At 68.0% G+C, this 12,768-nt stretch carries 13 protein-coding genes; 7 read left to right on the top strand and 6 right to left on the bottom strand.

Going from position 1 to position 12,768, the window contains the following annotated elements; genetic code table 11:
- Positions 1-85 precede the first annotated feature (85 nt).
- Positions 86-1,276: a sensor histidine kinase gene (locus ACLM5J_RS09110; protein ID WP_413656054.1), complete on the top strand. Its 1,191-nt coding sequence runs from the start codon at positions 86-88 to the stop codon at positions 1,274-1,276.
- On the top strand, positions 1,273-1,896 hold the full coding sequence (locus ACLM5J_RS09105; RefSeq protein ID WP_413656053.1) for a response regulator: 624 nt from the start codon (positions 1,273-1,275) through the stop codon (positions 1,894-1,896). Before ACLM5J_RS09110 ends, ACLM5J_RS09105 begins: the two co-directional genes overlap by 4 nt.
- 69 nt (positions 1,897-1,965) lie before the next feature.
- Here the strand turns inward: ACLM5J_RS09105 and ACLM5J_RS09100 are convergent, their stop codons facing one another.
- Positions 1,966-2,397, bottom strand: a complete 432-nt coding sequence (locus ACLM5J_RS09100; RefSeq protein ID WP_413656051.1) for an aldo/keto reductase — start codon at positions 2,395-2,397, stop codon at positions 1,966-1,968.
- Between the two features lie 116 nt (positions 2,398-2,513).
- On the bottom strand, positions 2,514-2,918 hold the full coding sequence (locus ACLM5J_RS09095; protein ID WP_413656049.1) for a MarR family winged helix-turn-helix transcriptional regulator: 405 nt from the start codon (positions 2,916-2,918) through the stop codon (positions 2,514-2,516).
- A 749-nt stretch (positions 2,919-3,667) separates the two neighbouring features.
- On the opposite strand from ACLM5J_RS09095, the gene ACLM5J_RS09090 reads away from it, so the two are divergent.
- Positions 3,668-4,612, top strand: a complete 945-nt coding sequence (locus ACLM5J_RS09090) for a carbon-nitrogen hydrolase family protein (RefSeq protein ID WP_413656048.1) — start codon at positions 3,668-3,670, stop codon at positions 4,610-4,612.
- Positions 4,609-5,028, top strand: a complete 420-nt coding sequence (locus ACLM5J_RS09085) for a hypothetical protein (RefSeq protein ID WP_413656046.1) — start codon at positions 4,609-4,611, stop codon at positions 5,026-5,028. The genes ACLM5J_RS09090 and ACLM5J_RS09085 overlap by 4 nt, the downstream gene beginning before the upstream one ends.
- Here the strand turns inward: ACLM5J_RS09085 and ACLM5J_RS09080 are convergent.
- A complete protein-coding gene (locus ACLM5J_RS09080) occupies positions 5,000-5,671 on the bottom strand; it encodes a TetR/AcrR family transcriptional regulator (protein ID WP_413656044.1) in 672 nt (223 codons plus the stop codon). The genes ACLM5J_RS09085 and ACLM5J_RS09080 overlap by 29 nt on opposite strands.
- Positions 5,672-5,752: 81 nt before the next feature.
- Between ACLM5J_RS09080 and ACLM5J_RS09075 the strand changes: the two genes are divergently transcribed.
- The gene (locus tag ACLM5J_RS09075; RefSeq protein WP_413656042.1) at positions 5,753-6,604 is read left to right on the top strand and encodes an alpha/beta fold hydrolase; all 852 of its coding nucleotides are present in this window, start codon (positions 5,753-5,755) and stop codon (positions 6,602-6,604) included.
- 12 nt (positions 6,605-6,616) lie between these two features.
- On the opposite strand, the gene ACLM5J_RS09070 is transcribed toward ACLM5J_RS09075, so the two are convergent.
- From ACLM5J_RS09070 to ACLM5J_RS09060, 3 genes are all read right to left on the bottom strand, one after another.
- Positions 6,617-7,939, bottom strand: a complete 1,323-nt coding sequence (locus ACLM5J_RS09070; RefSeq protein ID WP_413656040.1) for an aminotransferase class I/II-fold pyridoxal phosphate-dependent enzyme — start codon at positions 7,937-7,939, stop codon at positions 6,617-6,619.
- A gap of 64 nt (positions 7,940-8,003) precedes the next feature.
- A complete protein-coding gene (locus ACLM5J_RS09065) occupies positions 8,004-9,353 on the bottom strand; it encodes an aminotransferase class III-fold pyridoxal phosphate-dependent enzyme (RefSeq protein ID WP_413656038.1) in 1,350 nt (449 codons plus the stop codon).
- 13 nt (positions 9,354-9,366) lie between these two features.
- Positions 9,367-10,623, bottom strand: a complete 1,257-nt coding sequence (locus tag ACLM5J_RS09060; protein WP_413656036.1) for a pyridoxal phosphate-dependent aminotransferase — start codon at positions 10,621-10,623, stop codon at positions 9,367-9,369.
- Positions 10,624-10,693: 70 nt separating this feature from the next.
- On the opposite strand from ACLM5J_RS09060, the gene ACLM5J_RS09055 reads away from it, so the two are divergent.
- Complete coding sequence (locus ACLM5J_RS09055; protein WP_413656034.1) at positions 10,694-11,500, top strand: YggS family pyridoxal phosphate-dependent enzyme; 807 nt, start codon at positions 10,694-10,696, stop codon at positions 11,498-11,500.
- On the top strand, positions 11,497-12,768 hold the full coding sequence (gene glyA / locus ACLM5J_RS09050; RefSeq protein WP_413656032.1) for a serine hydroxymethyltransferase: 1,272 nt from the start codon (positions 11,497-11,499) through the stop codon (positions 12,766-12,768). The genes ACLM5J_RS09055 and glyA overlap by 4 nt, the downstream gene beginning before the upstream one ends.

Raw genomic sequence — 12,768 nt, 5'->3', positions numbered from 1 at the left:
TCCGAACATCGGTCTTTCCATCGGATCTGGTCTCCAACTTTCGGTTGATGGCCCAGCCGGGCCGCTCGCCTAGGCTGGAGGCGTCATGTCGCACTCGACCCTCGCTCCGGTCTTCACCGGACTCCGGTTCGGCTTGCACTCCTTGCTGCTCGGGCTCGCGGCGTTCGCCGTGGTGCGCGCCTATGTGGTCTCCGCGCCTGCGGCCGGCTGGACCCTGGTCCTCGGTGTCGCGTTCACCGCGGTCTACCTCGCCGGCGCTGCGGTGGCGCGACGGAACGCAGGTGCGCCGTCTGCACGCGGGTTGGCGCTCGCCTGGCTGGCTGGCCTCACCCTGCTGTGGGCCTTCTTGGTCTGGTTGAGCCCCGAGGGTGCCTACATCGTCTTCCCGCTCTTCTTCCTCTACCTGCATGTTCTGCCCCGGGCCGCGGGGATCGCGGCGGTGATCGTCACCACCGGGTTCGCGATCCTGGCGCTCGGCCTGCACCTGGGCTTCAGCGTCGGGGGCGTGATCGGGCCGCTGGTCGGGGCCGTCGTCGCGCTGCTGATCGGACTGACCTACCGTGCCCTGACCCGGGAGGCAGCGGAACGGGAGCAGTTGCTCGCCGAACTGCTCCGGACCCGACAGCAGTTGGCCGCGACCGAACGCGAGCAGGGCGCCCTGACCGAACGGGCCCGCCTGGCCCGGGAGATCCACGACACCGTGGCACAGGGGCTCTCCTCCATCCAGATGCTGTTGCGAGCCGCTGAACGCGACACTCCCGAACCCGGCGCCGGCTACCTGAAATTGGCCCGCGAGACCGCTGCCGACAGCCTCGCCGAGACCCGTCAGATCATCCGCGAACTCACCCCGGCCCGGCTGGACCAAGGGCTCGCCGCGGCCCTGCGCCGTCTCGGCGAGGAACAGGCCCGTCGGGCCGCGATACCGATCGACGTCACCGCCGCCGAAGTGCGGCTACCGATGGAGCTCCAGACCGCTCTGCTACGCGTCGCCCAGGGCGCCCTCTCCAACGCCGTCCGGCACGCGAACGCCGCACACATCACCGTCGAACTCCGCGACGGCGACGGCGAGGTCGCGCTGATCGTCAGCGACGACGGTCGTGGCTTCGAGGTGAGCACTGCGGTCGCCGATCCGCACCAAGCCGACTCCTTCGGTCTGCGGGCGATCCAGGAACGCGTCGCCCAACTCGATGGCACGCTGGAGATCGGTTCAGCTCCCGGCCAAGGCACCACCATCACGGCGGTCCTTCCGGTCCCGACCGTGGAAAGTGAGGGGTGATGATCCGGATCGTGCTCGCCGACGACCATCCCGTCGTCCGCACCGGGTTGCGCGCCATGCTCGCCGGGGACGCCGACCTCGAGGTGGTCGGCGAGGCTGAGAACCCCGACGACGCCGTCCGGCTCGCCGCCGAACTCTCCCCCGACATCGTGCTGATGGATCTGCAGTTCGGTACCGAGACGAACGGAGCCGACGCCACTCGGAGGATCCGGGCCCTCACCGACGCTCCCGCCGTTCTGGTCCTCACCAACTACGACTCCGACGGCGACATCCTCGGCGCCGTCGAGGCCGGTGCCAGCGGCTACCTGCTCAAGGACGCCCCGCCGGATGAACTGATCGCCGCGATCCGGGCCGCGTCCGCCGGGGAGACCGCCCTGGCCCCAGCGATCGCCGGACGGCTGTTGGCCCGGATGCGGTCGCCGCAGCCGAGCCTCAGCACCCGAGAGACCGAAGTCCTGCGGCTGGTCGCCGCAGGCGACACGAACGGCGACATCGCGGCAAGGCTGCACATCAGCGATGCCACCGTGAAGTCGCACCTGGTGCACATCTACGCCAAGCTCGACGTCTCCTCCCGCACCGCAGCCGTAGCTGCTGCCCGGGAGCTGGGCATCCTGCGCTGAGGGTCAGTCACGAGCTCCGTGGTCCCAGGGCCCTGGCACGATCGGCGAGACCGAGCGGCCACGGGTGTACTAAGGATTTCGTGAACCCGCGTAGTCGGCGTAGGCGTTGTACGGGTAGGGCCAGGGGGTCTCGCTCACTGCATCCAGGCGATTCATTTCTTCGGCAGAGAGGGACCACGTCGCGGCAGCCAGGTTCTCGTCCAGTTGACGCTCATCGCGAGCCCCGACGAGCACACAGGAGACGGCGGGGCGCTGCAGAACCCAGTTCAGCGCGACCTGCCCGGGAGTGACCGACCGCTCGGCTGCAATATCTACGAGCACCTCGACGATGTCGAACAGTCGCTCGCGGTTCTCACCCGCAGGCAATCGCCCACCCACTCGGGACGCAGTGTCCGGCTCTACGCCCGCACAGGCAGTCACTATCAACAACGAAGCCATCAAGGTCGCGCAGGTCAGGGCGATTCGGCCCCTCCGGCTGCGGACGACACGATCGTTCGGCATTCCGTACCTCTCGTCTGCACATCGGACGAGCGACAAGCTAGGTAGGCGGCCTCACCGACAAGAAGGTGTGATTCCAGCCACTGGAATCGCTGGCGCCAGGCCCGGAACGCGAAGAGTCAGCTTCCGTCGAAGCTGTCGGACCACCGGGTGACCTCATCGGCGAACTTCTCGTAGAGGCGAGCAAACACCCGAACTTCATCGTCGGTCATGCAACCCACTCGGTCCCGCATGAGGCCGCTGAACAGGTCCTCGATCTCCTCGAAGACGGACCTCCCGCGACGGGTCAGATCGATGATCGTGACCCGGCGATCGTCGTCCGGCGTGGACTGCACCAGCAGCTTCTGCTTCACCATCGTCTCGACGAGCCGGCTCGCCTGCGGCACCGTGACGTTGGCCGCCGCAGCAAGATCCTTGAGTCGGTGCGGCCCCTTGTGGCTGAGTTCCCGCAAGAACTCATAGGAGTTCCAGTCGATGACGAGACCCTTGATCGAGGTCTGCAACGGCCAGAGCGGACTGTTCAAGAAGCCACGCTGGGCCCGCATCCATGCCCGGTGGAGATCACGGACCGGATCGTCGGCTCTTGCGGATCTTCGGTGGTCGACGGCGAGGTCATGAGAAAAATGCAAGCATGAACAGTTCTTTGACGCAACAATCCTCACCACTCCCGTCGTCCCCGTCGACTTTGACCAACGCTCAGATCGATGTGCCTAGTCGCAACTCGCCGAGTCTTGCTCGCAGGCATGCCGCCGGGTCACGGCCCGCCAACCGAACACGATCACGTAGGCGGCGATCGGGCAATCCCCAGCGCGGTCAGCGATCTGCTCACCACCGACGCTAACCCCTCTCTTCTCGTCGCCACGCTTGAGCGCGGCTTCTGAACCACAGAGCAGAAGTCTGCATCGACCTTGGTCTCGGCAGGCTGGACCAAGTAGCAACGGGTAGCGCGGACTATCAACCCCGCCACACGGGTTAGCCGAACCGTGACGCCGACCGCAGCACCGGGTCGGCACCGCCCTGCTCGACCGCGTGATCAACCTGGACCGCGTCACCGAGGGTCTACGTCGTCGAGCAGAACGCCTCGGCCGCGAGGTTCTACCTGCACCGCGGCTTCAAACAGGTCGGCTGCTGAGACCGACGACGCGGGCCACCGCGACACGATCCCGTAGCTCAGCCGGTAGCGGTAGGCCATCGCGCCCGAACTCCACCAATCCGACTCCGGGCTCGGGTTCAAAGCCTCCCCGATTGCCCAGAATTGCAGTATCGTTCAAGAATGAACGCAACTACAAAAACTATCCGGGCTGCGGCGATCCAGCTCGATGCCCCCTTGGGCGACACGGACCAGTTCCTCGCCGACAGCGAACGTCTCGTGCTGGCCGCGATCAAGGACGGCGCGGAGTGGGTGATCCTGCCGGAGTTCTTCTCCACCGGAATGGGCTTCGACCCGAGGATCTCCGCCTCCGCCCCCGGGGCGGACGGCGCACCGACCGCACTGCTGGCCCGGCTGGCGGCCCAGCACGGCGTCCAGGTCGGCGGCTCGGCACTGGTCCGCGACGCCGATGACCATGTCCGCAACGGCTTCTTCCTCTTCGGGCCCGACGGCCTCGCCGGCCGGCACGACAAGGACCTCCCCACCATGTGGGAGAACGCGCTCTACGTGGGCGGCTCCGACCCGGGCCGCCTCCAGGTCGACGGCCTCTCCGTCGGCGTCGCGCTCTGCTGGGAGTTGATGCGCTCGCAGACCGTGGCCCGACTCGGCGGCGAGGTCGACCTGGTGGTCGGCGGTTCCGGCTGGTGGAGTCTGCCGGAGTGGCCCCTGCTGGACGGTGCCGAACGACGCAACCTGGCGCGTGCCAACGCCGCCCCGGCCACCTTCGCGCGGCACCTCGGCGCTCCGGTGATCCACGCCGCGCACGCCGGCCGGATCGACTGCGACTTCCTCGGCACACCGCTGCGCTACCGCGGTCGGCTCGAAGGCGGTGCACAGATCTGTGACGCCGACGGTCAGGTGCTCGCCTTCCGGGCCCGCGACGAGGGCGCCGGCTTCGTCGTCGCCGACCTCCCCCTGACCCGGCGTCCGGCCACCTATGCCAGCGACCGGTTCTGGCTCCAACGTCGCGGCTGGGTCGCCACGGCTGCTTGGCACTACCACAACCGGGTCGGCCGTCGTTTCTATGAACGCACCCACCAGGCCCGGATCAAGCAGGACGCCCGATGAGCGCGGCGACGCGAACGCCGTCCGCACTGGTCACTTCGGGCCTGGTCGAGATCGCCGCCAGCGCGATGTCGGGCTGGCTCTACGCCCTGGTCATCGCCGACAAGGAGAAGGCACGGCGGCTCGGCATCGTCAGCGGTGGCCGGATCCGGCAGTGGCACCTCGATCTCGCCGCACTCGGCACCGCGACGGTAGCGATCGGGGCCGCCGTCCCGGATGCGCCGAAGCCGCTGCAGGCGACCCTGGCCGTCGGCGCGTGGAGCAACGCCATGATGTTCCTGCCGCTCGCGTTCCGCCCGGAGTGGGAAGGCGCGAAGACCTATCGTGCGGTGGCGATCGGATCGTTCGTCACCACCACGGTCGGCTTCGTCGGCTACGCCGGCGCCGCGCTCAGGAGTCGGCGCGCAGCGCTTCGGTGAGCAGGCGCTGACCGATCTTCAGCGTCTCGGTGAGCTCCGCGTCGTCGATGCGGAGCCCATCCTGACGCAGGGTCAGCGCGATCACGCCGTTCCAGGCGCCCCAGAAGAAGCGCATCACCCGGGCCAGGTCCAGGTCCGACCGGATCTCACCGATCCGAGCGGCCTCGGCGAGGTCCTCGTAGACGGCTCCGACCAGTGCCTGCACGCGATCGGCGATCCGCGCCTCGACCTCGGGGTCGACCTGACCGGAGGTCGGCTCCAGGACCCGGAGCGCGATCATCTGGAACGCACCCGGCTCTTCGAGATGGAAACGGAGATAGGAGTCCGCCGCCGCCAACACCCGAGCCATCGGACTCTCCAGGCGTTGCTCGGCCACGCCCGCCATCGCGGCCTCGTTCAGGTCGAGGGCGCGCTCGACCAACGCCAGATAGAGCCCGGACTTGTTCTTGAAGTGCACATAGACCGACCCCACCGAGACGTCGGCCTGCTCGGCGACGTCATCGATCGTGGTGGCCTGAAACCCGCGGTCCCGGAACAACACCTCGGCAGCATCCAGGATCGCGGCGGCGGTACGCGCCTTCTTCCGCGAGACCCGCGACGACGCAGGCGCACCCCCGGATGGTCCTTCTGTCGCTGAGCTCACGCATTGATTGTAGTGACGTTCATTCGCCCAGGCGTCCAGCGCCGCCCGGCGACCACCCCGAAAATGAACCAGGAGAAGCCCATGCCCACCATCACTCTGCCTGGCGGGACCCTCAACTACCGGGTCGCCGGCCCGGCCGGATCACCCGCGCCGACCGTGGTTTTCATCCACCCCGTGCTCAGCGACGGATCTCTCTGGGAGCCGGTCGCCGAACGCCTTGCTGCGCAAGGGGTCCGCAGCTTCGCCCCCGATTGGCCACTGGGAGCGCACCGGATTCCACTCCCTGAGGACGGCGACCCGTCACCACACGGTGTCGCCCGGTTGGTCCTCGCCTTCCTCGCCGAGCTCGAGCTCACCGACGTCACCCTGGTCGGCAACGACACCGGCGGGGCGATCTGTCAGTTCCTGATCGACCCGGAGCTGGGCACCGACTCCTCGCGGGTCGCCCGCCTGGTGCTGGCGAACTGTGATGCGTTCGAGCAATTCCCACCCGCACCCTTCAACCTGTTGTTCCCGCTGCTGCGCCACGAGTGGCGGGCGAAGGCCCTCCTCAACCAGCTCAGGCTCGGTGCACTCCGCAACTCGTGGTTCGGCTTCGGGCTCCTGGCCAAGAACCTGCCACGGGGGTTCACCCGAGCCTGGATCGAGCCTGCCCGCACCGACCCAGCGATCCGGCGGGACCTGGTCGCCCTGCTGCGTCGGATCGACCCAGCCGACCTACTCGACACCTCGACCCGGCTCGCCGAAGTGACCCTCCCGGTGACCGTGATCTGGGGCATGGCGGACCGCAGCTTTCGGCCCGCACTCGGCCGCCGACTGCATGCCGCGTTCGCGGGTGCGGAGTTCATCCCCGTCGACGGCGCCCGCACCCTTCTCGCCCTTGACGCTCCTGACGAACTGACCGACGCGATCGTCAGTATCTCGTTGCGCTGAAGAACTCCCGGCCTACTTGAATCGGGACGTCTGCGCAGCCGCGATCGCAGCCGCGGTCGCCTCGGCGAGCGACCGCAGCTGCTCGTCATCGAGGTCGTGCACCGTAAACCGCAGGTAGTGGGCACCCGCCTCAGGGGTGAGCGCGAACTCGTCACCGGGTCGCGCCGCCCAGCCGCGCCGGATCAACTCGGCGGAGACGAGATGAGCATCGCCCCTCACATCCACCCAGACGTTGAGCCCGTCCGTCGCCGACGCCGCGACCCCTTGCTCAGCAAGGAGTTCGACGAAACGCGCATTGCGGGAGTGGTAGTGGTCGCGGGCCGCCTCGTTACGCTCCGCGAACCCGGGGTCGCCCAGCAGGCCGTGCGCGGTCCGTTGCAGGAGATGGCTGACCCAGTTCGTACCGGCACTGACCTGCGCGCCGAGCCGCCGAGCGGTACCGGGATCGGTGGCGACCAGGGCCACGCGGAGATCCGGCCCCAAGAACTTGGAGAGCGAACGGATCAGTGCCCAGTGCCGGTGTCCATTGGGGCAGACACTGTGGAACGGTTTGGTCGCCAACAGAGAGAAGTGGTCGTCCTCGATCACCAGGACCTGCGGGTGTTTCGCGATCACCGCGCGAAGCTCCTGCGCCCGGCGGGCGGTGAGGCTGGCGCCGGTCGGGTTATGCGCGCGAGGCGTGCAGATCACCACGCGGGCCCCCGACTCCAGCGCCAGTCGCAGTCCGTCCGGCGTCATCCCCTGTCTGTCGACGGGAATCGGAACCGGTCGGAAACCGGAGCGTCGCACCACGTTGACGCTGCTCAGGAAGCACGGGTCCTCCAGCGCGACCAGGTCCCCCGGTGCCAGCGCCATCGCCAGCAGCCGCTCGACGGCGTCGACCGCACCGCCCATCACCGTGACCTCGAACGGCCGACTGAGCTCGCTGGCGAACCAGTTCCGCGCCCATTCCCCGAGCCCAGGGTCGAGGATCGACTCGCCGTAGAGGACGTTCGGCCCCGGCGGAAGCGTCAGGTTGGAGAGGTCCGGAAGCAACCCGCGATCGGGGTTGCCGCTGCCGACATCAGCCACCGCCGTGTCGGGCCGGAACCCTTCCTCGTTCAGCACCGCCGGCGCCGCAACCGTGGTCCCCGCGCCACGCCGCGACACCAGGAGCCCGGCCTGGGCAAGCTGGCGGTAGGCCGCGACGACGGTGTTCCGGTTGACGCCTAGCTGGTGAGCGAGCTCCCGGGCAGGAGGAAGGGAGTCTCCGGGACCAAGGGCACCGGCGTCGAGCTCTGCCCGGATGCTGGAGGCGATCTCCGCTGCCGAACTGCCCTGGATGAGCACCCTCATCAAGCCTCCTTGGTCCCGTCGATCCTAGGGCCCGACCCTCTCAGACTTCTGCCCGGTCGCTTCACTACCGGTCGGCGTGCAGCGCCAGCGCCTCACCGATCAGTTCGATCGCGAACTCGAGCTGAGCATCGGTGGTGACCAGAGTCGGCAGGAACCGGATGACGTTGCCGTCACTACCCGCCGTGATCAGTAGCACCCCACGCTTCGCGGCATAGCCGGCGATCTCGGCCGCCAGCCCCGTCAACGGGATCCGGCTTCCGGGCTCGCTGAGCTCGATCGCCTGCATCGCCCCGTGCCCACGGATCTCCCCGATCTCCGGATAGCGCAGCGCCAACTCGTCCAGTCCACGCCTGAGCGTTTGCCCGATACGGTCAGCCTCCGCGAAGTAGTGCCCTGTCCCGAGCTCCTCGAGGACGGCGATCCCCGCGGCGACAGCGACCGGGTTGCCCCCGAAGGTGCCGCCGAGCCCACCCGGGTCGGCCGCGTCCATGATCTCTGCCCGTCCGGTGATGCCAGCCAGCGGAAGCCCTCCGGCCAACGCCTTCGCGGTGAGCACCAGGTCCGGCACCAGGCCGAAGTGCTCGCTCCCGAACCAGGTGCCGGTCCGCGCCAGTCCGGTCTGGATCTCATCGGCGATGACGACCACTCCACGTTCGTTGGCCCACGCTTGAAGAGCGGGAAGGTAGCCGGGCGCGGGAACCAGGAACCCGCCCTCCCCCTGGATCGGCTCGGCGATGATCGCAGCGAGGTCGTCGACCCCGATCCGCTTCTCCAGATAGGCGATCGTGCGCGCGGCTGCCTCGGCACCGCTCAGTCCGTCTCGGTACGGGTACGAGTTCGGAACCCGGTACACGTCCGGCGCGAAGGGGCCGAATCCGACACCGTAAGGCACTGTGCTGTGGTTCATCGCCATGGTCAGGCTGGTGCGGCCGTGGAAGGCGTGGTCAAGGGCGGCGACCGCCCGTCGGCCGGTGTGCCGGCGGGCGATCTTGACCGCGTTCTCCACTGCCTCGGCACCGGAGTTCACCAGGAACGTCTTCTTCACGAAGTCGCCTGGCGTCTTGGCGGCCAGCAACTCGGCCAGCCGTATGTACCCCTCATAGGGGGTGACCGTGAAGAGCGTGTGGGTGAAGCGCCGCAGCTGCGCCGAGGCCGCCTCGATGACCCGGTCGTTGCCGTGGCCGATGGTGGTGACCCCGATGCCCGAGCCCAGGTCGAGGAGCCGGTTGCCGTCGACGTCGATCACCCACGGTCCGATCGCAGAGTCGATGTAGACCGGCACCAGGCAGTTGACCCCACGGGCGACGGCGGCTGCGCGGCGGGCATGAAGCTCTCGGCTCTTCGGGCCGGGGATCTCGGTGAGCAGTGCGGGGCCCGCGTCGGGCTCCACCCTCCGGATCGTCGCTGCGCTCATCATTCTGGTCCTCTCAGGAGTTGCTGGTTGGGGTCTGGGTGTAGCCGTTCAGGAAGCGTCCGAATCGTTCGATCGCGTCCGAGAGTGTCTCCGGATCGGGTAGGAACGCGATCCGGAGATGGTCGGGCCGGTGCCAGTTGAACGCTCGGCCGTGGACGAGAAGCACGTGCTCGGCCGCCAGGAGGTCGAGGACCAGGCGCTCGTCGTCCACGATCGGATGGCGCTGTGGGTCGAGCCCGACGAAGAGGTAGAGCCCGCCGTCAGGGACTACGGCGTCTACTCCGGGGATAGCACTCAGTGCCCGCACCGCCGCCCTGCGTTGTTCGTAGAGACGGCCTCCCGGGGCGAGCAGCGCGGGGAGGGTGTCGTCGTGGCGGAGTGCGGCCGCGATCGCATGCTGAGCCGGGACGGAGGCGCACATCCGCATCGACGCCAACAGACTGAGCCCCTGTAGGTAGGGGTCCTGAGCCTCGAACCCCGTAGCCGCGATCCAACCAGCGCGGAACCCGGCCACCCGATGAGTCTTCGACAGTCCGCCGAAGGTGAGTACCGGCTGCTCGGTGGCGACTTGAGCGAGGGAGGTGTGCACTGCACCGTCGTAGACGATCCGGTCATAGATCTCGTCGGAGAGCAACAGCAGTCCGTGCCGATCGGCAAGCCGCGCGATCTCGGCGAGCTTCTCTCTGGAGTAGACGGCGCCCGTCGGATTGTTCGGGGTGATCACCACGATCGCGCGGGTGCGCGGGGTGACCAGGGCGGCCATCTCCTCCACGTCGGGCTGCCAGCCTGCGTCCTCCCGGCAGGCGTAATGCACGACGCGAGCACCGGAGAAGACCGCCGATGCTGTCCAGAGCGGATAGTCCGGGCTCGGGATCAGGATCTCGTCACCTGGCTCGAGCAACGCCTGCAGCGCCAACCCGACGAGTTCGGAGACGCCGTTGCCGATGATCACGTCGTCGACGTCGACAGTCGCGAACCCGGTCCGGCCCATGAGGTGCTCGGCGACCGCTTCCCGGGCGGTGGGGATCCCTGCCGACTCCGAGTAACCGTGGGCCGTCGGCAACGCCTCGCGAAGCGCATCGATCACGGCAGGCGGTGCTTCGAACCCGAACGGTGCTGGATTGCCGATGTTCAACCGCAGGATCGCGTGACCGTCACGTTCGAGTTCCACGGCCCGCTGATGAACCGGTCCCCGCAGGTCGTAGAGGACCCCGTCGAGGCGCGATGCCGTGCCGATCGGTCGGGTTTGACGCAGCCGAGGAGCCGCCATGACATTCACCTCCTAGATTGAACTTGGCCTAAGCTTATGCATATCTTTGACCTATGCCAAGAAGTTTGCAATGACCAGTGCCCAGCGCTACCCGACCGCGCGGACCGTCGAGGAGTTCGCCGCCAACCTCGCGCGCGTGCGATCCCGGATCGATCGGGCCGCACGACGCGCCGGCCGCTCCCCCGACTCCGTACGTCTCCTCCCGGTCAGCAAGACCGTTCCCGAGGAGCGCGTGCGGATCGCCGTGGCCGCAGGAATGCGGACCCTCGGCGAGAACAAGGTTCAGGAGGCCACCCGCAAGCACCGGAACCTGGCGGAGTTGCCGATCGAGTGGTCGATCATCGGCCATCTGCAAACCAACAAGGCACGCGACGTCGCCGCCTACGCGCACGAGTTCCAAGCCCTTGACAGTCTCCGAGTCGCCGAAGCTCTCGATCGCCGCCTCCAAGCCGCCGGCCGCGCGATCGATGTCTTCGTTCAGGTGAACACCTCAGCAGAACAACAGAAGTTCGGACTCGCCCCCGACGAACTACCCGGCTTCCTGCGGGCGCTACCCACGTACTCATCGTTGCGAGTCCGCGGCCTGATGACCCTGGCGGTCTTCAGCGACGACGAGACGAGGGTTCGGCCCTGCTTCGCACTCCTGCGCTCACTGCGCAATCAGGCGCGCGAGGCCGATCCCGACCTGATCGGCTCCGGAGAGCTGTCGATGGGGATGTCCGGCGACTACGAACTGGCGATCGAAGAAGGCGCCACCGTCGTCCGCGTCGGCCAGGCGATCTTCGGAGCACGGACCACCCCCGACCTGCAGTACTGGCCAGACCCGGCCCTCCACGACGTCCCCACTCCCCTCGACCAACAGGAGCCCCACCGATGAGCCATCCGTTCCATTCCGCGTTGGCCGACCTGGACCCCGCGGTCCACCAGATCCTCGGCGAGGAACTGAGCCGCGAACGCGCGACGCTGGAGATGATCGCCTCCGAGAACTTCGTCCCGATCTCGGTTCTGGAGTCAGTCGGCAGCGTGCTGACGAACAAGTATGCCGAGGGCTACCCGGGACGGCGCTACTACGCCGGTTGTGAACCGGTCGACCGTGCCGAGAACCTCGCACTGGAACGGGTTCGGGCGCTCTACGGCGCGGAGTACGCCAACGTGCAGCCCCACGCCGGCGCCACCGCGAACGCCGCTGTCCTCTCGGCCATCGCCGAGCCCGGGGACACCTTGCTGGGCCTGCGCCTGGACCACGGTGGTCATCTCACGCACGGGATGACGCTGAACTTCTCCGGTCGGCTCTACCGGACCGTCGCCTACGAGGTCGATCCGACGACCTCGCGGATCGACATGGATCAGGTCCGCGACCTCGCCCGCAAGCACCGCCCCCGGGTGTTGATCGCGGGATGGTCCGCCTACGCCCGCCACCTCGACTTCGCAGCCTTCCGGGAGATCGCCGACGAGACCGGTGCGGTGCTCTGGGTCGACATGGCCCATTTCGCCGGACTCGTCGCAGCCGGCCTGCATCCCAACCCTGTCCCCTACGCCGACATCGTCTCCTCGACCACCCACAAAACCCTGGGCGGGCCGCGCGGCGCATTCATCCTGAGCCGAGACGACCAGTTCGCCAAAGCGCTCGACCAGAACGTCTTCCCCGGGCAGCAGGGCGGGCCGTTCATGCACATCATCGCAGCCAAGGCGACGGCGTTCCTGCTCGCAGGCACCGACTACTTCGCCGACCGGCAACGCCGCACCTTGGAAGGGGCCCGGATCCTCGCTGACCGGTTGATCGCCCCCGATCTGCGCGAAACCGGACTCGACCTACTCACCGGCGGCACCGACGTCCACCTGGTCCTGGCTGATCTGCGTCGTTCGTCGATCGACGGGATCACCGCCGAGAGCACGTTGCACGACATCGGCATCACCGTGAACCGAAACTCTGTCCCGTTCGACACGCGGCCGCCCCGGGTGACCTCCGGCATCCGGATCGGCACCCCGGCCCTGGCCACCCGCGGGTTCCAGACCGACGACTTCATCGAGGTCGCCGACGTCGTTGCCGAGGCGCTGAAGCCTGACGCCGACCGCGAGGCGCTGCGCGAGCGGACCGCGGTGCTCGTCCGGCGCCATCCGCTCTACCCCACTCTCGGCGATTGA

This window comes from Nocardioides sp. Bht2 (assembly GCF_047308515.1).
Taxonomy (GTDB): domain Bacteria; phylum Actinomycetota; class Actinomycetes; order Propionibacteriales; family Nocardioidaceae; genus Nocardioides.
Note: the sequence above shows the minus strand (reverse complement) of the source record. Positions and strands in the feature narration are given on the sequence as shown.

Excerpts from the sequence above, each read along its gene's own strand:
- ACLM5J_RS09110 (WP_413656054.1), top strand. The coding sequence starts at position 86 with ATGTCGCACTCGACCCTCGCTCCGGTCTTCACCGGACTCCGGTTCGGC.
- ACLM5J_RS09100 (WP_413656051.1), bottom strand. The coding sequence starts at position 2,397 with ATGCCGAACGATCGTGTCGTCCGCAGCCGGAGGGGCCGAATCGCCCTG.
- ACLM5J_RS09090 (WP_413656048.1), top strand. The coding sequence starts at position 3,668 with ATGAACGCAACTACAAAAACTATCCGGGCTGCGGCGATCCAGCTCGAT.
- ACLM5J_RS09085 (WP_413656046.1), top strand. The coding sequence starts at position 4,609 with ATGAGCGCGGCGACGCGAACGCCGTCCGCACTGGTCACTTCGGGCCTG.
- ACLM5J_RS09075 (WP_413656042.1), top strand. The coding sequence starts at position 5,753 with ATGCCCACCATCACTCTGCCTGGCGGGACCCTCAACTACCGGGTCGCC.
- ACLM5J_RS09070 (WP_413656040.1), bottom strand. The coding sequence starts at position 7,939 with ATGAGGGTGCTCATCCAGGGCAGTTCGGCAGCGGAGATCGCCTCCAGC.
- ACLM5J_RS09065 (WP_413656038.1), bottom strand. The coding sequence starts at position 9,353 with ATGAGCGCAGCGACGATCCGGAGGGTGGAGCCCGACGCGGGCCCCGCA.
- ACLM5J_RS09060 (WP_413656036.1), bottom strand. The coding sequence starts at position 10,623 with ATGGCGGCTCCTCGGCTGCGTCAAACCCGACCGATCGGCACGGCATCG.
- ACLM5J_RS09055 (WP_413656034.1), top strand. The coding sequence starts at position 10,694 with ATGACCAGTGCCCAGCGCTACCCGACCGCGCGGACCGTCGAGGAGTTC.
- glyA (WP_413656032.1), top strand. The coding sequence starts at position 11,497 with ATGAGCCATCCGTTCCATTCCGCGTTGGCCGACCTGGACCCCGCGGTC.